General features: G+C 29.9%; 19 protein-coding genes. 7 read left to right on the top strand and 12 right to left on the bottom strand.

The window, feature by feature from the left end:
* The first annotated feature begins 217 nt into the window (after positions 1 to 217).
* On the top strand, positions 218 to 1105 hold the full coding sequence (fabD, locus tag KI686_RS06930; protein ID WP_237588543.1) for an ACP S-malonyltransferase: 888 nt from the start codon (positions 218 to 220) through the stop codon (positions 1103 to 1105).
* A gap of 73 nt (positions 1106 to 1178) precedes the next feature.
* On the opposite strand, the gene KI686_RS06925 is transcribed toward fabD, so the two are convergent.
* From KI686_RS06925 to KI686_RS06885, 9 genes are all read right to left on the bottom strand, one after another.
* Positions 1179 to 1700: a flavodoxin gene (locus KI686_RS06925; RefSeq protein ID WP_237588542.1), complete on the bottom strand. Its 522-nt coding sequence runs from the start codon at positions 1698 to 1700 to the stop codon at positions 1179 to 1181.
* Positions 1701 to 1709: 9 nt separating this feature from the next.
* Entirely contained in the window at positions 1710 to 3782 is a 2073-nt protein-coding gene (locus KI686_RS06920) for a PepSY-associated TM helix domain-containing protein (protein WP_237588541.1), read from the bottom strand.
* Positions 3782 to 4087: a hypothetical protein gene (locus KI686_RS06915; protein ID WP_237588540.1), complete on the bottom strand. Its 306-nt coding sequence runs from the start codon at positions 4085 to 4087 to the stop codon at positions 3782 to 3784. Before KI686_RS06915 ends, KI686_RS06920 begins: the two co-directional genes overlap by 1 nt.
* A gap of 431 nt (positions 4088 to 4518) precedes the next feature.
* Positions 4519 to 7167: a TonB-dependent receptor gene (locus KI686_RS06910; RefSeq protein ID WP_237588539.1), complete on the bottom strand. Its 2649-nt coding sequence runs from the start codon at positions 7165 to 7167 to the stop codon at positions 4519 to 4521.
* Between the two features lie 145 nt (positions 7168 to 7312).
* Positions 7313 to 7765, bottom strand: a complete 453-nt coding sequence (locus KI686_RS06905; protein ID WP_237588538.1) for a GNAT family N-acetyltransferase — start codon at positions 7763 to 7765, stop codon at positions 7313 to 7315.
* 78 nt (positions 7766 to 7843) lie between these two features.
* Entirely contained in the window at positions 7844 to 10678 is a 2835-nt protein-coding gene (locus KI686_RS06900) for a M16 family metallopeptidase (protein ID WP_237588537.1), read from the bottom strand.
* Positions 10679 to 10789: 111 nt separating this feature from the next.
* Positions 10790 to 10984, bottom strand: coding sequence for a hypothetical protein (locus KI686_RS06895; protein WP_237588536.1), 195 nt, complete (start codon positions 10982 to 10984; stop codon positions 10790 to 10792).
* A 295-nt stretch (positions 10985 to 11279) separates the two neighbouring features.
* Complete coding sequence (gene galE, locus KI686_RS06890; RefSeq protein ID WP_237588535.1) at positions 11280 to 12287, bottom strand: UDP-glucose 4-epimerase GalE; 1008 nt, start codon at positions 12285 to 12287, stop codon at positions 11280 to 11282.
* A 9-nt stretch (positions 12288 to 12296) separates the two neighbouring features.
* On the bottom strand, positions 12297 to 13424 hold the full coding sequence (locus tag KI686_RS06885) for a DegT/DnrJ/EryC1/StrS family aminotransferase (protein WP_237588534.1): 1128 nt from the start codon (positions 13422 to 13424) through the stop codon (positions 12297 to 12299).
* A gap of 98 nt (positions 13425 to 13522) precedes the next feature.
* Here KI686_RS06885 and KI686_RS06880 point away from each other — a divergent pair, with 98 nt between their 5' ends.
* A complete protein-coding gene (locus KI686_RS06880) occupies positions 13523 to 15907 on the top strand; it encodes a penicillin acylase family protein (RefSeq protein ID WP_237588533.1) in 2385 nt (794 codons plus the stop codon).
* Positions 15908 to 15910: 3 nt separating this feature from the next.
* On the opposite strand, the gene KI686_RS06875 is transcribed toward KI686_RS06880, so the two are convergent.
* The 3 genes from KI686_RS06875 to KI686_RS06865 are packed head-to-tail and all read right to left on the bottom strand — an operon-like array spanning position 15911 to position 18020.
* The gene (locus KI686_RS06875) at positions 15911 to 16597 is read right to left on the bottom strand and encodes an RluA family pseudouridine synthase (RefSeq protein ID WP_237588532.1); all 687 of its coding nucleotides are present in this window, start codon (positions 16595 to 16597) and stop codon (positions 15911 to 15913) included.
* Positions 16598 to 16634: 37 nt separating this feature from the next.
* Positions 16635 to 17246 carry a ribosome biogenesis GTP-binding protein YihA/YsxC gene (gene yihA, locus KI686_RS06870; RefSeq protein ID WP_237588531.1) on the bottom strand — a complete coding sequence of 204 codons (612 nt, stop codon included), beginning with the start codon at positions 17244 to 17246 and terminating at the stop codon, positions 16635 to 16637.
* Positions 17247 to 17255: 9 nt separating this feature from the next.
* Positions 17256 to 18020: an alpha/beta fold hydrolase gene (locus KI686_RS06865; protein ID WP_237588530.1), complete on the bottom strand. Its 765-nt coding sequence runs from the start codon at positions 18018 to 18020 to the stop codon at positions 17256 to 17258.
* Between the two features lie 201 nt (positions 18021 to 18221).
* Here KI686_RS06865 and mraZ point away from each other — a divergent pair, with 201 nt between their 5' ends.
* The 5 genes from mraZ to KI686_RS06840 are packed head-to-tail and all read left to right on the top strand — an operon-like array spanning position 18222 to position 23401.
* Positions 18222 to 18692, top strand: coding sequence for a division/cell wall cluster transcriptional repressor MraZ (gene mraZ, locus KI686_RS06860; protein ID WP_237588529.1), 471 nt, complete (start codon positions 18222 to 18224; stop codon positions 18690 to 18692).
* Entirely contained in the window at positions 18679 to 19578 is a 900-nt protein-coding gene (gene rsmH / locus KI686_RS06855; RefSeq protein ID WP_237588528.1) for a 16S rRNA (cytosine(1402)-N(4))-methyltransferase RsmH, read from the top strand. Before mraZ ends, rsmH begins: the two co-directional genes overlap by 14 nt.
* Position 19579: 1 nt before the next feature.
* Entirely contained in the window at positions 19580 to 19906 is a 327-nt protein-coding gene (locus tag KI686_RS06850; protein ID WP_237588527.1) for an FtsL-like putative cell division protein, read from the top strand.
* 59 nt (positions 19907 to 19965) lie between these two features.
* Positions 19966 to 21933, top strand: coding sequence for a penicillin-binding protein (locus KI686_RS06845; RefSeq protein WP_237588677.1), 1968 nt, complete (start codon positions 19966 to 19968; stop codon positions 21931 to 21933).
* A gap of 1 nt (position 21934) precedes the next feature.
* Positions 21935 to 23401 (top strand): UDP-N-acetylmuramoyl-L-alanyl-D-glutamate--2,6-diaminopimelate ligase, encoded by a 1467-nt coding sequence (locus KI686_RS06840; RefSeq protein WP_237588526.1) that lies wholly within the window; start codon positions 21935 to 21937, stop codon positions 23399 to 23401.
* The last annotated feature ends 1 nt before the right edge of the window (position 23402 follow it).

Raw genomic sequence — 23402 nt, 5'->3', positions numbered from 1 at the left:
TTAGCCCTGATTGCAGCATTTGTTTGAGCTCTTTTTTTGATGTAAAAAATAAAGTGTAATGCTTTTTGATTTGAAAATGAGATTGAAAAAATGCTTGATGTTTGTGTAAAAGAACATCAAAAAAAAGCGAGTGCGGAAAGCAGGAAATAGCTTCTAATAAAAATGAGTATTTTTGCCGATAATAAAACGAAAAAATAGTTACAAAAATAGATATTATATGAAAGCATATATTTTTCCGGGTCAAGGAGCACAATTTACAGGAATGGGATTGGATTTATACGAAAAATCTGCATTGGCGCAAGAATTATTTGAAAAAGCCAACAAGATTTTAGGTTTTTCTATAACAGATATTATGTTTGAAGGAACGGCAGAACAATTAAAAGAAACAAAGGTTACACAACCTGCAATTTTTTTACATTCTGTAATTTTAGCAAAGGTTTTAGGAGATTCTTTTCAGCCAGAAATGGTTGCTGGGCACTCTTTAGGAGAATTGTCTGCTTTGGTTGCAAACGGAGTTTTATCTTTTGAAGATGGATTAACTTTGGTTTCTAAAAGAGCTTTGGCAATGCAAAAAGCTTGTGAAATTGCACCAAGTACAATGGCGGCAGTTTTAGGTTTGGCAGATGAGGTTGTAGAAGAAACGTGTGCAGAAATTGATGGAGTAGTAGTTGCGGCAAATTATAATTGTCCGGGTCAATTGGTAATTTCTGGAGAAATAGAAGCGGTTAAAAAAGCTTGTGAAGTATTAACAGAAAAAGGAGCAAGAAGAGCTTTATTGTTGCCTGTTGGAGGTGCATTTCATTCGCCAATGATGGAGCCTGCAAGAGAAGAGTTAGCGGCTGCAATAGAAGCTACTCAGTTTAGTGAGCCAACTTGTGCAGTATATCAAAACGTGGTTGCAAAAGCTGTTACAAATCCTGCAGAAATTAAAGAGAATTTAATTGCTCAATTAACTGCGCCTGTAAAATGGACACAATGTGTACAAGCAATGATTGCTGATGGTGGAACTGAATTTATTGAAGTTGGACCTGGTAAAGTTTTACAAGGTTTAATGCGTAAGATTGATAGATCTGTTGCAGCTTCTGGTGCTGCTTTGGCAGAATAAATAGAAATTATATATTACAAAAAAAACGAACTTAATTTAAGTTCGTTTTTTTTGTTTTTTAAAATGTGATGTGTTAATTTAAGATGAAAGAAAACTCGTCTTTTAAGATAGAGAGCCAATCTTTTATTCTTTGTTCTGTTAGTTCTGGTTGATTATCTTCATCTATTGCCAAGCCGTAAAAGAAATCATCATTAAACAAGGCTTTAGATTTTTCAAAAGCATACTCTTTAGTTGGCCAATAACCAGTAATATTACCGTTGTTTTTTAATATTATTTCTGCTAAAATACCTACACCATCAATAAAATATTCTCCATAACCATATTGATCTCCTAAACCATAAAGCGCAACTGTTTTACCTGTAAAATCTATTGTTTTAAATTCGTTATAATAAGATTCCCATTCGCTTTGTAAATCGCCATCGTACCAAGTAGAAAGACCAAGAATTAAAATATTGTATTTATCAAAATCTTCTTTTTTAACTTCAGAAACTTCAATAACATTAATGTTGCACAAATCCCATTTGTCTATAATAGCACTTGTAATTTCTTCTGTCATTCCTGTATCAGAACCATAAATTAACCCAATTTCTTTCATTGTATATTTTTAAAGTTCTTTTTTCCAGTTAATTAAATTTTTAATTAAGAAAATACTTGCAATAGAAACTAATGCTAACATAAATATTTCTGAAATGTTTGTGCTCTCATAAATAATAGCTTCTACAAAATGATATACATTGTATAAACCTGTAATTATTGCCCAAATAAGAGAAACCCATTTAAACCATTTTTTAGAAACTTCTAGGGTTAATAATCCAAAAAGAAGACAAAGACCTTCAAATAAAATTCGGTAAATATGATGCGCGGTTGGTACATCTCCCGTTGCACCTTCAATCATTAAAGTTTCGTTATAGTAGATGTTAAAAAGACCATAAATGTGATGTACAATCCATCCGATAGCTAAAAATATCCAAAGTATTATAATTTTTGTTCTCATAGAGATGTGGTTTTTGTTTTGTAAGTTTTTATCTGTAATTTCTGTTTTATTAGTAACAGATAGGTTGTTTTTTTCTTCTAATAATAATTTTTTTCGATTTTTAAAATCAATAGGATGTTTTGTAAAAGAACTTTGTTCTTTAACAGCTGGTTTAATTTTTAAATAGATAAGTAATGCTGTTATTGATAATATTAACCAAAGAATATCTACTGATAAAATTTCATATTGATGATTTTTATAAGTATTCCAAATCCAATTATTAGAAACGATACCATTTGTTATAGGAATTAAGAATCCAAGAATTGAACCAGCTAATAGGTTTATTTTGTTTGTAAAATAATTATCTCTTTTGTAACGAAAAAAGAGGGTTGCTATTAACCAAGAGGTGAAAAAGAATGCGTACAAAATATTCATTCTTTGATCCATATATGCTTCTGGTAAAAGTTTTATCAATAAAAAGGATAATGCTATAATAGGAAACATAGATAAGCAAATTGCTAAATAAATATGACCAACTTTAGCGGTAAATAAACGTTGTTTTAACGTCATGCTCTTTTTATTACGAGCTTCTATGTAAATTAAAACTCCTGTTATTATAACAAAACAGGTAATTAAAGCTAAAATAAAATAGACTATTTTAATCCAATAGCCACCAAAATCTGCAAAATGTAATCTAGCTAATAGTCTTTGAGAATCTTCTAAATAGCCTAGTTTTTCTGGTGATTTAACTTCTTGTATTTGCCCTGTGTAGGCGTTGTAAACAATTCTACCAATACCAATATAGCGTTTGTTGTCGTTTAGTTCTCCTATTAAAACATACTCCATATTGTTACCTCCGTAATTACGAATAAAGGCTCTGGTTAAGAAAAAATCATTCCAATTATCGTTTGTTTTTTTTGCAAAAGTGTTAAAACTTAAAGCTTTTTGGTTTGATGTGTTTACCCATTCATAAGTTTTTCTAGCAGGACGTACATCTTCAATTAATTTTTCTTGACTACCATTGTATAAAAATGTAGCAGGCAAAAGCACTAAAAGACCTATACCTAAATAAGCACCAGTTACAGCAAATATAAATTGAAAAGGTAATCCTATAACCCCAAGAGCTGTATGAGAATCTGTCCAGATTCGTTTTAAAGTTACTTTAGGATTGAATTGAAAGAAATTAGGAATAATTTTTTTCCAATGAACAATAACACCTGTTACAATGGCAAATAAGAAAAACAATGAAACAAAACCAGATAAGTACTGACCAATAATTGGCAATTGTCTAAAATAATGTAACCTATAAATAAATTCTCCTAAGCTATATTGTTCTTCGTAAGTTTTGCTTTCAAAAGTATTTGTATTAACAAAAAAGACTTTTCTTTCTATATCTTTTTGATTGTTTATAGTGTCTTTTTGTGGTTCTAAAGTAATAGAAATATGATCGCTTTCAAAATTGAAATTTAATGATAAATCTCTACCTGTTAAATTGTGTTCTTGATGTAAATTATTTAGTATTTTATCAAAATTTACATCTTTTTTTTCTATATGTTGTAGTGGTTTTCCTTCTTCCCATAATGAAATTTCATCTTTAAATAAAGAAAAAGCACCCGCAAAGAAAATAACATACAATGCAACACTAATAACTATACCGCTAACAGTATGTGTGTTAAAAAAAATATTATAGTTTTTTTTACTCATTACATAAAAGGGTTTTGTTGTTTTCCTAAAAAATAGATGATATATAACACTATAGAAATAATTAGGTATAATCCCCATACTTTCCATCCGTTTTTAAACAAAAAAGGGATAATTAATAAAATACCCCAAAGAATAAAAACAGTATAAATAGATGTAATTAATACCTCTTTATGATAAGGAGATAACCATAATGCTAATGATATGTGAAATAATGCTGTTATAATATATCCGCCAATTAACCCAGCAGTAATTTTTGCTGTTTTTTGCCAAGCGCTTGTTGTTAAGTATTTAGTATTTGCAGGCATTTTAAAAATTTAATGTTAATTCAATTATTAATGATATTATATAAAGAATTATTAAGTGTTTTATTTTAGGTTTAATTATAGGGTAAAGTACAATGATGAGACTTAAAATAAAAGATACTGTAAAAAGCCAAAATAAGAGTCCGCTTGTTAGATTAAAAATTAGAATTGAACAGATTAAAGTAATTAATAAAAATGTTAGCCCTAAGTATTTTGTTTGCTTTTTGTTTTTTTGTAGCCAATTATCTAAAATAGATTGACGCTGTAATACTGTTTTTTTTGAAGTATTATATATAAAAAAACATCCAAAGAAAATTATAAAAATTAAAGTACTTATCATATTTTTACAGAATAAGAGAACTCTAAATTAAAAAATTTAGAGTTCTTCATTTCAAAAATTATTAATTCAAAATAATTATTAATCACAATTTTATCTAAAATTTATAACTTACAGTTCCTACAAAAGATCTAGGAGCTTGTGCATTTACTGTTGTCCATCCTGTGTAATAAATTTTATCTGTAAAATTATTTGCTTTTAAACCAATTCTAAATTTATTAGCATCATAATAAATACTTGCATTATATATTGTGTAACTAGGTATTGTAAAAGCACCTGTAAGTGCATTGTTTATAGGTAAACTTTCTGAGGCTCCGTTAAAACCAATACCAAAACCAAAGTTTTCTGCAAAACTTCCTTTTTGAAATTTATAATCTGCCCAAAAATTATATAAAGTTTCTGCTCCTGCAGATTCTGGTCTTCTACCTTCAAATTCTGTAATATCTCTACCGGCCTTTTCACTATAAACATCTGTGTATTTCATATCATTAAATGAATATGAACCTCTAATGTTAAGACCGTTAAAAGGGTTTGCGTTTAACTCAAGTTCCCAACCTTTACTTACTGCTTGTGCAATATCTATTGTTGTGTTAAATAATCTTTCTGTAGGATCTTGAGCGGTAAAATCATCAACAGTAATATGGTAATAACTAGCTCCTAAATTTAATTTACTATTAAAAAGCTGCGTTTTTATTCCTGCTTCTATTTGTACTGCTTTTTGAGGTTGAAAAACATCAACAGTATTATCTGCATTTACCACAGGGTCTACATTTACAAAACCAGTTTGGTAGTTTGTAAATAATGATAATTTATTTTTTATTGGTTGATATAAAATACCAGCTGTTGGAGATAATGTAGTTTTTGTAAAATCATCTTCTGCAATATCATCTCTACCATCTTGAATAAAATGATCTAATCTTAAACCAAGATTAACAGTTAAGTTAGGTGTTACATTAATTACATCAGAAACATAAGTTGCAATTGTTTTAGATGTTTGTCTGTTTGTAAAAGGTTCTATTTGATTAAAATTAGCATCTAATTGAGCCTTAGTTGGAGGAGAATATGTTGCGTTTGGTGTAAAACTTGTAGAAATAACATTTCCGTTAGGAGATAGAAAAGCATCAAAGAAAGGAAAACCAGCAAAACTTGCTTCTATTGTTTGAGCTACAGCAGATAAATCTGCGTAAGGAAAATTGTTTAAGTAGTTTAATAATGCCGGGAAATTAGAAGTACTTGTTAGTACAGTGTTACCGTTAACATTTCTATTGTTTCTTAAATCATTTAAATAATCAATTCCAAAAACAAATCTATTTCTAACTTTACCTATTTTAAAATCTCCAATAAAATTTTGTTGTAAATTATATCTAGTTTGGTCTGCATCTCTTTTACTGTAAACACGTGTAAAAGCATTTTGTTGTAATAATGTACTTGCTTCATAAAGCATTGGGTCTACAAACGGACTTATTAAATCTTGTAGGCCAGGAACATCATAAAGTGCTACTAATTGTAATAAACCTGCGGCACCTCCATCAAATTGATATTGATAATAACCACCTGTTTCTGCATAACTACTAGAAAAAGTAGTTTGCGAAGTCCATTTGTCAGAAATTTTATAGTCTACTACAAACCTTGTATTATAAACATCGTTATCTAATGTAATATCATTAGAGGTAAAAGATTTGTTTGGGTCTATGTTTAGCTCTTCAATATTTGTAGATACTAATGGAGTTCCTTTTCCTAAAAATAACATTGAAGGGTTTGTTTGTTCTGTTCTAGAAAACTCGATACCTGCTGTAAGATTTAATTTATTATTTACTCTGTACGAAAGAGACGGAGCAACAAAAAAGGTGTTTTTAAATCCTGCATCTTGAAAACTATCTTGAGTTAAGTAAGAAGTGTTTATTCTAAAAAATAAATCATCACTATTTCCTATTGGAGTATTAACATCTGCAGAAAGCCTGTGCATACCAAATGAACCACCTGTATAGCTAATGCTACCTCCAAAACCTTGAAAAGGTTTTTTTGTAACGACATTAATTAAACCTCCTAATGATGTTTCTGTACTACCAAATAAAGTAGCAGAAGGTCCTTTTATTACTTCAATACGCTCTATATAAGAAGGATCTACTTCACTAAAAGTTATTCCAGATACACCATTAATTAATCTAGGTTGTACGCTAAAACCTCTAGTTGAAAAGTAAGAGGTTCCATTTCCGGGACCTCTACCTGTAGCTTCCCAAAGTTTATAAACTCCAGTTGCATTTTGCATAGCATCATCTAAGTTAGTAACTATTTGAGATTCTAATAAATCTGAAGTAACAGTAGAATATACATGCGAGTTTTCTAAATCTTTTAAAGGTAATTTTGAAACGTATGCTGTGTTTTTACGAGAAAATTTATTGTCTCTAGAAGTTAATGTTACTTCTTGTAATAATTCATTTCCTTCAAATAATATAATAGTACCAAAATCTTTAACTTCATTATTAGTTATTGTAAATGGTATTTCTTTAGTTTTATATCCTAAATAAGAAATTACAAGTGTGTGTTTTCCTGTATTAATGTTAGAAATTGTAAATTCTCCTTTTTCATTTGTTTCAGTACCTATTATAGTGTTTTTTAAGTATGTGTTTACACCGATAATTTCTGTTTTAGAGTTGTCTGTTATTTTACCAGAAACTGTTGCGTTTTGAGAAAAACCAAGAGAGGTTATTGCTACTAATAATAGTAGCGTTAATTTATTTTTCATTTAGTTTATTTAGAATGAGTATAGATAATATGTTAATTTTATGCAAAAATACTTTCTTGCTTTAATTTACGCAAGTTATTTATAATAAATCTAAATAAATATAAATTTTGTTGATTGATGTTTAAAGGGGAATATCTTTTTAAGATTAAAAAAGTAATTTCATGCCTTCATGAGTTGCTTTAAAGCCTAAATTTTCATAAAATTTTATAGCTCTTGGTCTTTCTTTATTAGAAGTTAATTGCACCATGTGTGCATTTTTTTCTTTAGCTCTGTTAATTGCCCACTCAAACATTTTTTTGCCGATACCAAGACCTCTTTGGTCTGCTCTTATAAAAACATTTTCTATTAAAACTCTAGTGCCACCGCAATAAGAAATGTATTGAATGTAAGTTAATTGAAGTGTGCCAATTATTTCTAAATTTTCATTTTCTAAAACAATCAATTCTTGGTTTTTGTTTGCGTCTATTTTGTGAAATGCATCTAAATAAGAGCTTGGTAATGGAATTTGAAAGTTTTCTCTCTTTTGTCCTAATACATCATCTGCCATTATTTTAACAATTGCTAAAAGGTCTTTTTCGGTTGCTTTTCTGTAGTTCATTATTTTAATAATTTAAAAAACAAAAGTCCTAATTTCTTATTTGAAATTAGGACCTTTTTGTAAATATTATTTTAATTTTTAATTTTTAATTTTTTCTTGTCTTTTGTTTAATAAAATAGGTTCTCCGTAGCCTAATTCTTTCATTCTGTCTAATTGTGTTTCTGCATCACCAACAACTAACCAAATCATTTTATTAGGATTTACGTATTTATTAGCTAGTGTAGAAATCTCTTCTTTAGTCATATTATTAACAATATTTTCTCGGTCTTTTACATAATCTGCACTCCAGCCATAATTACTAATATTAGATAACATATTTAATTTTGCTCTAGAAGTTTCAAAAGCTCTTGCGTTACTTTTAATTAAGAAACTTTTAGTTGTTTCTAAGTCTTTATCAGAAAAAGTGGTTGGATATTCTTCTAAAATTTGTTTTACTAATTGTGCAGATTCTAGTGTAACGTTACTTCTAACTCCGCTAGAAATGGTAAATGCACCTTTTGCTTTTGTACCTGAAAAGCCAGAACGAATTCCGTATGTATAACCTTTTCCTTCTCTTAACTCTTGTGTTAATCGAGAAGCAAAACCACCGCCGCCAAGAATATAGTTCATAACAGAAGCTGCGTAAAAATCTTTGTCTGTTGCAGCTAAAGCAGGAGCACCAAATTGTAAAACAGATTGTTTTGCATTAGGAATGTCGTAAAAATAAACAGTAGGTTTTGTTGGTGTTTCTGGTGTTTTATATTCTGGAATATTCACTTCTTTTGCTTGCCAATTTGTATTTAATGAAGCTAAAGAAGCAACTACTTTTTCTTTAGAAATATCACCAACTACTAACATTTTTGCAACAGAAGGAGAAATGTAATTGTTGTAATATGCTTTTAAATCTTCAATAGTTATTTTTTCTACGGATGATAAACTACCTAAAATGTTTTTAGAACGAATGTTGTCTTTTCCGTAAATTAATTCATTGTAAGCATTTCTTGCTACAGAATTTGGGTTTGCTTCTTGCTGACGCAAATTAGTAATAGTTGCTTTTTTAAGTAAGTCGAATTCTTTTTCATCGAACCTTGGTTCTAATAACATTTCTTGTGCTAAAGCTAATGTTTTATTATAGTTTTTAGCTAAAGTTGTTCCGCTTAAAGTAATGTTTTCAACATCTGAATAAATATATATAGAAGCTCCTAGTTCTTGAATTGCTTCTTCTAATTCTTTTACCGTTTTGTTTTTGGTTCCTTTATTTAATAAATCTGCAGTTAAATTGGCAACGCCTAATTTACCCATAGACTCTAATAATTGACCTCCATCAATAGTAATATTAAAACGGACTAATGGAACTTCATCATTTTCTATTCCGTAAACTTTTAATCCGTTTTCTAAGCTACTTTCGTAAACTTCTGGTACAGCTAAAGAAGGAGTTTCTCCGTAAGGTGGCTCTACGCTTCTATCAAAAGTAGAAGGAGTTTTTTCGTAAGTTGCAGCAATTTTAGGATCAAATTTTTCTTCTGCTCCTGTTACAATTTGTTCTTCTACAACATCTGCTAAAACTGCTCCTGTTAAAGCTAATTCTGCAGAACTTTTAGGTACAAAACTAGTAGCAACGTAATTTTTACCTTTAATGTATTTGTTATACACACGCATTACATCTGCAGTAGTTACAGCCAATGTGTTTTTTATGTCTTCTGTTACAAAACCTGGATTTCCTGTATACGTGTTGTAAGATGCTAAACGAGTTCCTTTACCTAAAACACTAGATAAACTACTATAAAAACGTGTTTCTTGTCCGGCTTTAATTTTATTTAAGTCTTTTTCAGAAATTCCTTCTTCTTCAAATTTTGCAAAAGCTTTTTCTATTCCGGCTTTTACATCATCTAGTTTTACATTGTTAAAAGCTCTAATAGAAATTTGTGTTTCTCCTGCCAATTCAGAACTTCTACTAAACATACCTGTACGAGAAGTTAGTTTTAAATCGTCAATTAAAACTTGATTAAAAGGAGCAGATTTTCCGTCAGTTAAATATTGAGCTAAAACATCTAAAGCATAAGAGTCTGGATGGTATTGTTCTACCGTTGGCCAAACCATTGTTAATTGCGGAACTCTAGCAAAATTGTCTTCATAATATAAAGATTTAATTTCATCAACTTTTCCTGGTCTTTTTTCTAGTGTAGGGATTTCATCACCTTTAGGAATTTCATCAAAATATTTATGGACCCATTTTGTAGCTTGTTCCACATCAATATCACCAGATAAAACTAATGTTGCATTATTTGGTACGTACCATTTTTTAAAAAATGTTTTTACATCATTTAAAGTAGCATTTTGTAAATCTTCTAAAGAACCAATTACTTGCCAATTATAAGGATGATCTTTTGGGTATAAATTTTTACCAATTACATATTGATTATGACCGTAAGGAGCATTGTCTACACGTTGTCTTTTTTCATTTTTAACAACTTCTTTTTCTTTTGCTAAAACAGGGTCTGTAACGGTATTTATAAACCAGCCTAACTTGTCTGCTTCTGCCCAAATCATTTTTTCTAAAGCATCTTTTGGTACTGTTTGTAAATAATTAGTTCTATCTCTAGAGGTAGAACCGTTTGCGCCAGAACCACCAATTCTTGCGCTCATTTTATCTAAACCTCCTTTGCCTAAATTTTCTGATTCTAAGAATAATAAGTGTTCAAATAAATGGGCAAAACCAGTTCTACCTTCAATTTCTCTGGCAGAACCAACGTGTACCATTAATTCTACAGCAACAACTGGGTCTGATTTATCAACATGAAAAACAACATCTAAGCCGTTTTCTAGTTCTATTTTTTTATAATTGATGCTAAGTTCGGGTGTTTTTTCTTCGGATGAATTTTTACAACTTAATAGCGAAGTTGTAACTAAGAATGCGAGTAATATTTTTTTCATTTGGTTTGATTTTAGACTTTTAAAAATACTAAAATTTATTGATGAGCGTCTTTGAGTCTTGTTAAATAAATTGCAAAAAAAAACCTAAATCTTAGTTTAGGTTTTTAATTTTTATTTTGATAAAACACAGTCTTCGCAATCTTTTATTTCACCGTAATATGTTTCTCTATATTTGTGTACAGTTTCTATAGGAATAACATTAAATAGTGTTTTTTTAATGTAAGTTACATTTGTGTGTAGCCTTCCCATTTTTGGTGTAAAACGTTTTTCTAAACGTGTTTTTCTTTTAATTTTAATCAATTTCATGTTTTCTAGTATCATTAATAAATTGGCAACAAAGTTAGAGCGAATCTAAAGGGATGTCAATTTATAAATGTTAAAACCAAGATGAATTACGAATAAACATGAATGTCAAAAATATTACGAGTTAGTTTTATTGATATGATAATTCTAATGTAATATCGTTAGCATATAGAAAGCAGTTTTTAGATTAAAATATCTAAAAAATGTAAAAAATCACTCAAAAATGATAGAGAATTATCTTTTTTCAAGTGATTTTTTTATTAAAATTTCTTTTTTCTAATTTAAAAGAAAAATAAAATTATTGTTGTTGCTGCCATTTCCAAGAAGAACCTAAAGCTTCTTCTAATGTTTTTTCGGTTTTCCAATTTAGTTCTTTATTGGCAATTGTTGTGTCTGCGTAAGCAGCAGTAATATCACCTTCTCTTCTTGGGACAATTTTGTAATTTAAAGTTTTACCAGATGCTTTTTCAAAAGCTTTAATTACTTCTAAAACAGAGCTACCTTTACCTGTACCAATATTAAAATACTCAAAACCTTTTTTATTGTTTTTATTAATCAATCTTTCTAAAGCCGCAATATGAGCTTTTGCTAAATCAACAACATGTATATAATCACGTACAGCTGTTCCATCTGGTGTATCATAATCATCACCAAAAACAGATAATTCTTCTCTCATGCCAGCTGCAGTTTGAGTGATGTAAGGAATTAAGTTTTGAGGAACACCTAATGGTAATTCTCCAATTTTTATTGATGGATGTGCGCCAATAGGATTAAAATATCTTAAAGCAATAATATTTAAATTGTGTGCTTTACTAGCGTCTTTTAAGATTTCCTCACCAATTTGTTTTGTGTTTCCGTATACAGATTCTGCAGTTTTAACCGGTGCTTTTTCTGTAATAGGTAATTCATCAGCTTGCCCATATACAGTACAAGAAGAAGAAAAGATAAAGTTGTCTAACTTTCTATCTCTCATTTCTTGTAATAAATAAACTAGAGCACCAAGATTGTTTTCATAGTAATCTAAAGGCTTGTGCATGCTTTCTCCAACAGCTTTAAAAGCCGCAAAATGAATAATTCCATCAACCTTATTGTTTTCGAAAAAGTTTTTTACATCATTTTTTACTCTTAAATCAATTTGATGAAAATCTGGTTTAGTGCCCGTAATTTCTGTAATTTTATCTAAAACACCTATAGTTGTGTTAGATAAATCATCAATAATTACTACCTCGAAACCTGCATTTTGTAATTCTACAACTGTGTGAGAACCAATAAAACCAAGTCCTCCTGTTACTAGTATTTTTTTCATGATATTTTTTTAGCCTACAAAACCTAAAATAGTTTTTGTAATAAATGTTAATTGTTCTTTATCTAATTCTGTATGCATTGGCAGAGAAATTACAGTTTTAATCAACTCATTTGTTACAGGAAAATCACTTTCTTTATAACGAGTGTCTGCGTATGCTTTTTGAGAATGCAATGCAACTGGGTAGTAAATTGCATTCGGTATTCCTTGTGCTAATAAATGTTTGTGTAAATCATCTCTTTTACCGTTTGTTATTTGTAAAGTATATTGATGAAAAACATGTGTGGTATTTTCTGCAATTTTAGGAGTGATGATGTTTTTGTTATCAGCAAAAGCATTTGAATAAAATTCTGCTGCATTTCTTCTGGCATCGCAATAATCATTTAATAAAGGTAATTTAGCTTTTAAAACACCAGCTTGTATAGAATCTAAACGAGAGTTTACACCAACCACATCGTGGTAATAACGTGTGTACATTCCGTGATTTACAATACCTCTAATAGTGTGTGCTAATTCATCATCATTTGTAAAAATTGCACCTCCATCACCATAACAACCTAAGTTTTTAGAAGGGAAAAAAGAAGTTGTACCAACATGACCAATTGTACCAGCTTTCTTTTTTGTACCATCTTTAAACGTGTAAGTTGCACCAATTGCTTGTGCAGTATCTTCTATTACAAATAAATTGTGTTCTTTGGCTATTTCTAAAACAGCATCCATATTAGCTACTTGTCCAAATAAATGAACTGGTACAATTGCTTTTGTTTTAGGTGTAATTGCTTTTTTTAAAGCTTCAATATCTATGTTAAAAGTTGCTGCATCTACATCAACCAAAACAGGTGTTAATTTTAACAAAGCAATAACCTCTACAGTTGCTGCAAAAGTAAAATCTGCAGTAATAACTTCATCACCTTGTTCTAAACCTAAGCCCATCATTGCTATTTGCAAAGCGTCGGTACCATTTGCACAAGGAATTACGTGTTTTACATTTAAATATTTTTCTAAATCTGCTTGAAACTCGTGAACTAAAGGTCCGTTTATGTATGCAGAAGAATTTAAAACTTGCTCTATAGAAGTATTTACAGCTTCTTTTATTTGTTGATATTGACCTTGTAGGTCAACCATTTGAATTTTTTTCATATAAAAAAGTTTGCTCATCAAAAATACAAACTAACTTTCGTTTTTTTTGTATTTATAAGTAAATAATAATTCTGTTATCTTTGAATAAAATCAATTTTATGAAGTTTTTAAGACGTTTTTTTAAAATTTTATTAATTCTTATTTTGTTAACGGTTGTTTCTGTCTGGTTATACTCTAAAACCTATCATCCAAATTATTCTGGAGAGTTAGATTTAAAAAATATTTCTGATGAAGTAACTGTTTATTTTGATGAAATTGGTGTGCCTCATATTAATGCTAAAAATCAAAAAGATGCATACATAGCTTTGGGTTATGTACATGCGCAAGATAGATTATGGCAAATGGAATTAATGCGAAGAATTGCAGCAGGAAGATTATCTGAAATTTTTGGAAAAGACTTGGTAAGAGTAGATCAGTTTTTTGGAGGATTAGGAATTGAAGAAGCGGCTGAAAAAACCATAGAAAATTTAGATAAAACTTCTGACGCTTATATTTTAACACAAGCGTATTTAGATGGTATAAATCAATTTATAGAAGAGGGGAAAACTCCTTTAGAATTTACTTTAGTAGGTGTAGAAAAAGAAAAATATACGATAAAAGATGTGTATAATGTTTTTGGTTATATGTCTTTTAGTTTTGCGATTGCTCATAAAACAGACCCTTTATTAACAGAGATAAAAGAAAAATTAGGAGATTCTTATTTAAATGAATTGTTAGATTTAAATAGTGATTATTTAACAATAAATAGAACAAGTGTGCCAAATAAAATAGATGCTACAATTTCTAAAAGTGTAGCTTCTATAATGGATAATTTACCAGTTTCTCCTCTTATAGGTAGTAATTCTTGGGTAATAGCACCAGAAAAAACAAAAAACGGAAAAGTAATTTTTGCAAACGATCCTCATATTGCATATTCTCAACCTTCGGTTTGGTATCAAAATCATATAAAAACACCCGATTTTGAAATTTATGGATTTAATATTGCTTTAATGCCTTTTCCATTATTGGGGCATAATAGAGATTATGCATACGGATTAACAATGTTGGCAAATGATGATTTAAATTTTTATGTGGAAGAAAATAATCCTAAAAATTCTTTAGAATACAAAACGATAGATGGTTTTAAAAAGTATGAAATTAGAAATAAAACAATTCTAGTAAAAAATGCGGCAGATACTTCTTATCAGGTAAAAGTTAGTAAACATGGTCCGGTTATGAATGGTTTGATAGAACATATTGTAGATGAAAGATCAATTGCTATGAACTGGATTTACACGCAGTTGCCAAACAGGGTTTTAGATGCTTGTTATGGTATTTCTCATGCAAAATCTATAAATGACTTTAAAAATTCTGTAGCAAAAATTCATGCTCCTGGTTTAAATGTAATGTATGGTGATGCAAAAGATAATGTGGCTTGGTTTTCTTCTGCAAAATTGTATCAATTAAGAGATAGTTTGTCTACCAAAACATATTTAAATGGAGCTTCTGGTAAAGATGAAATTGTAGCGTATTTACCTTTTGAGGAAAATCCTAAGGCTGTAAATCCAGATTTTAATTATGTGTATTCTGCAAATAATCAAGTAGATTCTGTAAGAGGAAAATTGTATCCTGGATATTGTCAGCCACAAGATAGAGCTAAAAGAATAGTAGAGTTATTAGATGCAAAAGATAATTTTACAAAAGAAGATGTTGCTGAGATGATTTATGATGTAGAATCATCAACAGTTACTTCTATGATTAAAGATTTATTAATAGTTATTGATAAATTTAAATTTTCTCCTTCAGAAAAAAGAGCGCATTCTGCATTAATAAATTGGAATGGCGAGTATTTAAAAACAGCTATTGGACCAACAATTTATAATCGCTTTTTATATGAGTTTTTAAGTGCTACTTATAAAGACGAATTAGGTGAAAGTTTTAATTTGTTTATCAACACACAATTACAAGATGAGGTTTTGCCGAATCAAATTAATAGAGAAAATTCTGTTTGGTGGGATAACATTAAAACAAATGATAAGGTTGAGACAAGAAAAGAAATTGTTCAAACATCATTTGTAAAAGCCATTTCTTTTTTACAAAATCAATTAGGAGAAAATATAAATAATTGGACATGGAATAGAGTTTTATCTGTAGAACATGAACATGCAATTGGTAAGGCAGGAGGTCTTTTACGTACGTTTTTTAATGTTGGCCCTTTTGAAACAATTGGCGGGAATGAGGTAATAAATAATCAGATTTTTAAAATTGATAGTACAGGTTATTATAAGGTAACTGCAGGACCATCAACAAGAAGAATTATCGATTTTTCTGATGTAGAAAATAGTTTGGCTATTTTACCAACAGGGCAGTCTGGAGTTGTTTTTAGTGAGTATTATAAAGATCAAACTCAAAAATATTTAGATGGAGAGTTTGTTAAAATGAAACTAAATCAATCGGAGATAGAAAGGAGTAAAAACGTGTTAATTTTTAAACCCAAAGAATAGTTTTTAAGAGCAAGCATTCCAAATAACTTCATTTGGTGTAGGAGCAGTTATTTGAATGTTTTCTTTAGAAACAGGATGTGTAAAATTAATTTTTCTAGCATGTAAATGGATGCTTCCGTCTTTATTACTTCTATTAAATCCGTATTTTAAATCACCTTTAATTGGGCAACCAATATTAGATAATTGTGTTCTAATTTGGTGATGTCTTCCGGTTTCTAAATCTATTTCTAATAAAGAGTAATTGTCTAGTTTTTTTATCACCTTATAATGTAAGATAGCTTTTTTAGAATCTTTAATTTCTTTATCGTAAGCGGTAGATTTGTTGTTTTTAGGATTCTTTTTTAAAAAATTAATTAAAGTGTCTTTTTCTTTTTTAGGGTGATTTTTAACAACAGCCCAATAGGTTTTATTGATGGTTTTATCTCGCAACATTTTGTTAAGTCTCTCAAGTGCTTTAGAGGTTCTTGCAAAGATAATAATACCAGATGTTGGTCTGTCTAACCTATGTACTACGCCTAAATATACGTTGCCAGGTTTGTTGTATTTGTCTTTAATGTATTCTTTTACAACCTCACTTAAAGGTTTGTCGCCTGTTTTATCACCTTGTGTAATATCGCCAGCACGTTTATTTACTACCACAATGTGATTGTCTTCAAATAAAATTTGTAAATTTTCTTTGGAAGAATGCATAAAAAAGAAGTTTTGTTTTAATATAGTAAATTAAAGACTATTTAAAGTCTTTTGCAACATCTTCATTTACACTATTGATGAAATCTAAAAATTCTTTTCTACCAAGTCCGCTAGAAGAAGACGTAATAAAAGACATTGGTAAAGTTTCCCAATTGTTTAAAAGTTTCTTTTTATAAGAGGTAATTTGCTTGTTTAATTTAGAGCTACTTAATTTATCTGCTTTTGTAAATACAATGCAAAACGGAATTTGATTTTCGCCTAAAAACTGCATAAACTCTAAATCAATTTTTTGAGGATCGTGTCTAGAATCAATTAAAACAAAAGTACAAACTAATTGTTCTCTTTCTTTAAAGTAGTTTTCTATAAAGTATTGAAAAATAGTTCTTTTCTTTTTAGAAATTTGTGCGTAACCATAGCCAGGTAAATCTACTAAAAACCACTCATCATTTATTTTAAAATGATTGATTAGTTGTGTTTTACCAGGCTTACCAGATGTTTTTGCTAGATCTTTGCGCTCCATTAACATATTTATTAATGAAGATTTACCAACATTAGAGCGTCCTATAAAAGCATATTCCGGAATTCTATCTTTGGGAGCATTTGTAACATTACTATTGCTCATTACAAAGTCTGCAGATTTTATTTTCATAAGATAGATTTAAATATTCTTAGCAAGAAACCAATCATGAAGAATTTTATTAAACTCTTCTGGTCTTTCCATCATTGCAGCATGTCCACACTTGTCTATCCAAAATAAATCTGAATTAGGTAAAAGTTTATGAAAATCTTCTGCAGCTTCTGGTGGTGTAACACCATCTTGTTTACCCCAAATTAAACATGTAGGATGTTTCATGTTAGGTAAATCATTAGCCATATTATGTCTAATAGCACTTTTGGCAATAGATATAGTTTTTAAAGCTTTTACTCTGTCGTTTACAGTATTGTAAACATCATCTACTAATTGCTTAGTAGCAATTGCAGGATCGTAAAATACTTCTCTGGCTTTTTGCTCTATAAACTCATAATTTCCTCTTTTAGGAAAACTATCTCCCATGGCATTCTCGTACAAACCAGAACTACCAGTAAGTACTAGTGCTTTTACATTTTCTGGATAGTGTTTTGTAAAATATAAAGAAATATGTCCTCCTAAAGAATTTCCTAATAAAATGGCACTTTTTATGCCTTTAAACTCCATAAATTCATGTAAAAACTTAGCTAAGTTTTTAACATTAGTTTTTATTAGAGGTAATGTGTATAAGGGTAATTCTGGAATTAAAACTTGATATCCATTATTAGAGAAATGATCAAATGTAGAGTCAAAATTACTTAATGCTCCCATCAATCCGTGTAAAATAATGATTGAAGGTCCTTCTCCAGCTTCTGCATATGTAAATTTTCCTTCCGATGTTAACTTGTCAGTCATTAATTTTTCAATTGGCTAATAGCAAATGTAATTCTTTTTTGTGAATTACATATTGTTTTAAAGCTTCACTATTATTTTAATTCTAGAAGATTTTGTTCTTAAAAGATTACGGGTAAAAGGAATAGTTATTAACAAAGTGGTAAAAAGTGGTAAAAAGTGGTAAATTTTATATATTTTTGATTTTAATAAACGAGCTCAGAAGTGATAAATTTAATTGGGACATATGATTGTAAATCAGACGCTAAGGGAAGGATGATGTTTTCATCAGCTTTTAAAAAGCAGCTGTCATCTGTCTTACAAGAAGGTTTTGTTATTAAAAGAGCGGTTTTTCAACCATGTTTAGAATTGTATCCTATGAAAGAGTGGGAATTGATGATGGCGAAGATTAATAAGTTAAATAGGTTTAACAAAAAGAATAACGATTTTATAAGAAGGTTTACTGCGGGTGTAAAAATAGTAGAATTAGATGCTGCGGGAAGAATTTTAATACCAAAAGATTTATTTGCTTTTGCAGGGATAAAAAAAGAGGTTGTAATGGCGTCTTCAGTAAATATTATTGAGATTTGGGATAAAGAGAAGTATGAAAAAGCCATCAATGAGGCGGCTGATGATTTTGCTGATTTGGCAGAAGAAGTAATGGGAAATACAGATATAATAGATGAATTATCATAATCCGGTTTTGTTAAAAGAAAGTGTAGATGCTTTAGCTATTAAAGAAGATGGTGTCTATGTTGATGTTACGTTTGGTGGTGGAGGTCATTCAAGAGAAATTTTGAGTAGGCTTGGAGAAAACGGTAGGTTGTTTGGTTTTGATCAAGATCCGGATGCGCAAGAAAATATAATAGATGATAGTCGTTTTGTTTTAATTCCAGAAAATTTTAGATACATGTCTAGGTTTTTACGATTTAATGGTGTTAGAAAAGTTGATGGGGTTTTAGCTGATTTAGGAGTTTCTTCTCATCAGTTTGATGAGGCGGAAAGAGGTTTTTCTACTCGTTTTGATGGAGAGTTAGATATGAGGATGAATCAAAAATCTAAAATATCAGCAAAAGAAATAATCAACAGTTATACAGAAGAAAAATTAGCTGAAATATTGTTTTTGTATGGTGAGTTAAGAAACTCTAGAAATATAGCAAAAACGATTGTAGAGAAAAGAGGGCAAGAGAAGATTAATACCAGTCTTCAATTAAGAAAAGTATTAGAAAGGTATTTGCCAAAAGCAAAAGAACATAAAATAATTGCACAAATATTTCAGGCAATTAGAATAGAGGTGAATGAGGAGTTGGATGTTTTAAAAGAGTTTTTAGAGCAGATTCCTAACTTATTAAAAGAAGATGGTAGGTTAAGTGTTATTTCGTATCATTCTTTAGAAGATAGGTTAGTAAAGAGGTTTATTAGAACGGGGTTGTTTAGTGGTGAGCCAGAGAAAGATGTTTTTGGGAATAGTAATGAGCCTTTAAAGAGAGTGGGTAAATTGATTGTGCCTACAGCGGAAGAAATTAAGTTAAATAATAGAGCGCGTAGTGCAAAGTTGCGAATAGCTACATTAAAAAAATAACATGTCTAAAGTAAAAAAAGGAGTGTATGATTTTCTGAGAGGAAGTTTTCTTACGGATGATTCTTCTTTTAAAAATTGGAAAATCATCGTTTTTGTAGTGGCTTTATTGTTGATAATGATATCAAGTGCTCATAGGGCTGATACGAAAGTAATTAAGATATCAGAGCTAAATAAAAAGAAAAGAGAGTTAAGGGCAGAATACGTAGATACGGGGACTATTTTGATGAGAATGAAAATGGAATCTAGTATTAGAGAAAAAGCAAAATTAAGAGGTTTAAAACCTTTGGAGTCTCCTCCGAAAAAAATAAAAGTAACTATTAAAGATTAATAAAATTGGCAACTCATAAAAAAAGCATACTTGCAAAATTCTACTTAGTGGCTGCTTTTATGTCGCTTTTTTTACTAGCTATTGTCTTTAGGGTTTTTGCGATTCAAAATGTAGAGGGAGATAAATATAGAAAACTGGCTACAGATCTTACTGTTAGAAAGGATACTGTTTTTGCGAATAAAGGAAATGTCTATGCGTCTGATGGTAATTTGCTAGCAACATCAATGTCTAGGTTTAATATCTATATGGATTTGGTAACGGTTGATCAGAAGCTTTTTGAAGAAAATATTGCAGGGCTTTCTAAAGAGTTGTCTAAGCTTTTAGGTAGGTCGGCTTCTTATTATCAATCTAGGTTAAGGGACGCAAAAAATAAAAGAAAACGTTATTTCTTTATTGCTAGAAATATTGGGTATACTGATTATTTAAAGATGAAACAGTTTCCGATATTTAATAAAGGTGTTTATAAAGGTGGTTTTATTGCAGAGCAAAAAACGGTTCGTGCACACCCGATAGGTAAAATTGCAGAGCGTACAATTGGTTATCATGATCATAGAGGAGAAGCTGGGGTTGAAGGTGCTTTTGCAGATTTTATGAAAGGAGAAGATGGTGTTAGGTGGAAACAGAAAATTGCAAAAAACCAATGGAAACCAATAAATGATGTAAATGAGAAAGAGCCTGTTGATGGTTTTGATATTATTACAACTTTAGATGTAAATATTCAAGATATTGCGCATCATGCATTGTTAGATAAGTTAGAATATTTTGAGGCAGAACATGGTTGTGCGGTTGTTATGGAGGTTGCAACTGGAGAGATTAAAGCAATTTCTAATTTAGGAAGAACTTCTAAAGGGACATATTACGAGAAAAGAAATTACGCTGTTTGGGAAAGTCATGAGCCAGGTTCTACTTTTAAGTTAGCAAGTTTAATGGTTGCTCTAGATGATAAGGTGATTGATACTTCTACAGTGGTAGATACGGAGAAGGGAATATTTTATGTAAATGGAAAAAAAGTTGAAGACTCTCACAGAGGTGGTTATGGCAAAATATCTGCTGCTAGAGTTTTAGAGGTGTCTTCTAATGTAGGTGTTGTTAAGATCATTAAAGAACATTATGATGATAATCCTCAAAAATTTTATGATAAAATTGAAGAGTATGGTTTTACTAAGCCTATTGGTTTTCAAATAAAAGGAGAAGGAATGCCTTCTGTGCCTAATCCTGAAGATAAGAAAAACTGGAGTAAAATTTCTCTAGAATGGATGTCTTGGGGATATGGTATAGCAATAACGCCAATGCAAACATTAATGTTTTATAATGCTGTTGCAAACAACGGGGTTATGGTAAAACCTAGGTTTATAAAAGAGTTAAGAAAAGAAGATAAAACAGAAAGAGTTTTTAAAACAGAAGTAATCAATCCAAAAATAGCTTCTGATGAAACTTTAAAAAAGTTGAGAAAGGTATTGGAGAATGTTGTAGTTAAAGGTACCGCAAAAAATATATACTCGTCAAATTTTTCTATGGCAGGTAAAACGGGTACTGCTAAAAAGTATTTGCCAAGAACTAAAAATAAAAATGGCGAATGGGAGGGTGGTTATTATTCTACCAAACATTATACAGCTTCTTTTGCTGGTTTTTTTCCGGCAGACAAGCCAAAATATTCTTGTATTGTTATTATTCATAATCCAAAGAAAGAAAAAGGATATTACGGGGCAACAGTTGCAGGACCTGTATTTAAAGAGATTGCACAAAAGATTTATACAACAAATCCTATAGATAATAAATCTGTAGACGGAGATAAAATTTCTTTTACAGACATAGAAAAAGAATATCAAGATTTTGATAAAAAGTTGCATAAAGAATACCAAGAAGTGCCAGATGTAAGAGGTATGTCTGGTATGGATGCTTTGTCTTTGTTAGAAAATATAGGATTAAAAGTAAAAGTACAAGGAACTGGAAAGGTGAAATCTCAATCACTTAGAAAAGGAGAAAAATTAGTAAAGGGAAGAACAATTATTTTAAAGCTGTCGTAGATTGAGAAATTTAAAAGACATATTGTATCAGGTTGCTATTCAGCAAGTATTTGGCATAACAGATGTTGTGGTAAATAATATTGTTTTTGATTCTCGTAAAATTGAATTAAACGATGTTTTTGTTGCTCAAAAAGGAGTTACAGTAGATGGTCATTTATATATTGATAAAGCAATAGGTCTTGGGGCAAAAGTAATTGTGTGTGAAGATTTTCCATCAGATAAAAAAGAAGGAATAACTTATGTTGAGGTAAAAGATTCGAATGTAGCTTTAGCTATAATGGCTTCAAATTTTTATGATAATCCTTCAAGTAAGTTGCCATTAATTGGTGTTACAGGAACAAACGGAAAGACAACAATAGCTTCTTTACTGTATCAATTATTTAAAAAGGCAGGTTATAAAGTAGGTCTTTTATCTACGGTTAAAATTTTAGTAGATAATACAGAATTTAAAGCAACACATACAACGCCAGATTCGGTAACTATAAATAGTTATTTAGATAAAATGATTGATGCTGGTGTAGATTACTGTTTTATGGAAGTGAGCTCTCATGGAATTCATCAAAAAAGAACTGAAGGTTTAACCTTTGCGGGAGGAATTTTTACAAATCTTTCTCATGATCATTTAGATTATCATAAAACATTTGCAGAGTACAGAAATATTAAAAAATCATTTTTTGATGCTTTACCAAAATCAGCTTTTGCTTTAACAAATATTGATGATAAAAATGGTGCTTTTATGTTGCAAAACACAAAAGCGAAAAAGAAAACATATGCTTTAAAAACCATTGCAGATTTTAAGGTAAGAATTTTAGAGAAACAGCTTTCTGGTACATTAATTAATGTTGATGGAACTGAAGTTTGGACAAAATTAATAGGTGTTTTTAATATCTATAATTTAACAGCAATTGTTGCTGCTGCAGAATTGTTAGGATTAGAAAAATTAGAGATTTTAACAATTGTAAGTCAGTTAGAAAGTGTAAGCGGACGTTTTGAATACACAGTGTCAGAAGATGGGGTTACTGCAATTGTAGATTATGCACATACACCAGATGCGTTAAAAAATGTTTTAGAAACAATTAATGATATTAGAACAGGTAACGAAAAATTAATTTCGGTTGTTGGTTGTGGAGGTGATAGGGATAAAGTAAAAAGACCAAAAATGGCACACATTGCTTCTCATTTAAGTAATCAGGCAATTTTTACATCAGATAATCCAAGAACAGAAAATCCTCAAGTGATAATTGATGAAATGGAAGTTGGTGTTGCGGCAGAAAATTATAAAAAAACATTGTCAATTTTAGATAGAAGACAAGCAATAAAAACAGCTTGTAAGTTTTCTGAAACGGGTGATATTATTTTAATAGCAGGAAAAGGACATGAAAATTATCAAGAAGTAAATGGAGTAAGAACTCATTTTGATGATTTAGAAGAGGTTAATAATTGTTTTAATCAATTAAAAAGAAATTAAT

Source organism: Polaribacter sargassicola, assembly GCF_021991835.1.
GTDB lineage: Bacteria > Bacteroidota > Bacteroidia > Flavobacteriales > Flavobacteriaceae > Polaribacter > Polaribacter sargassicola.
The sequence above is the reverse complement of the archived record's forward strand: the minus strand, read 5'-3'. Positions and strand labels throughout refer to the sequence as shown.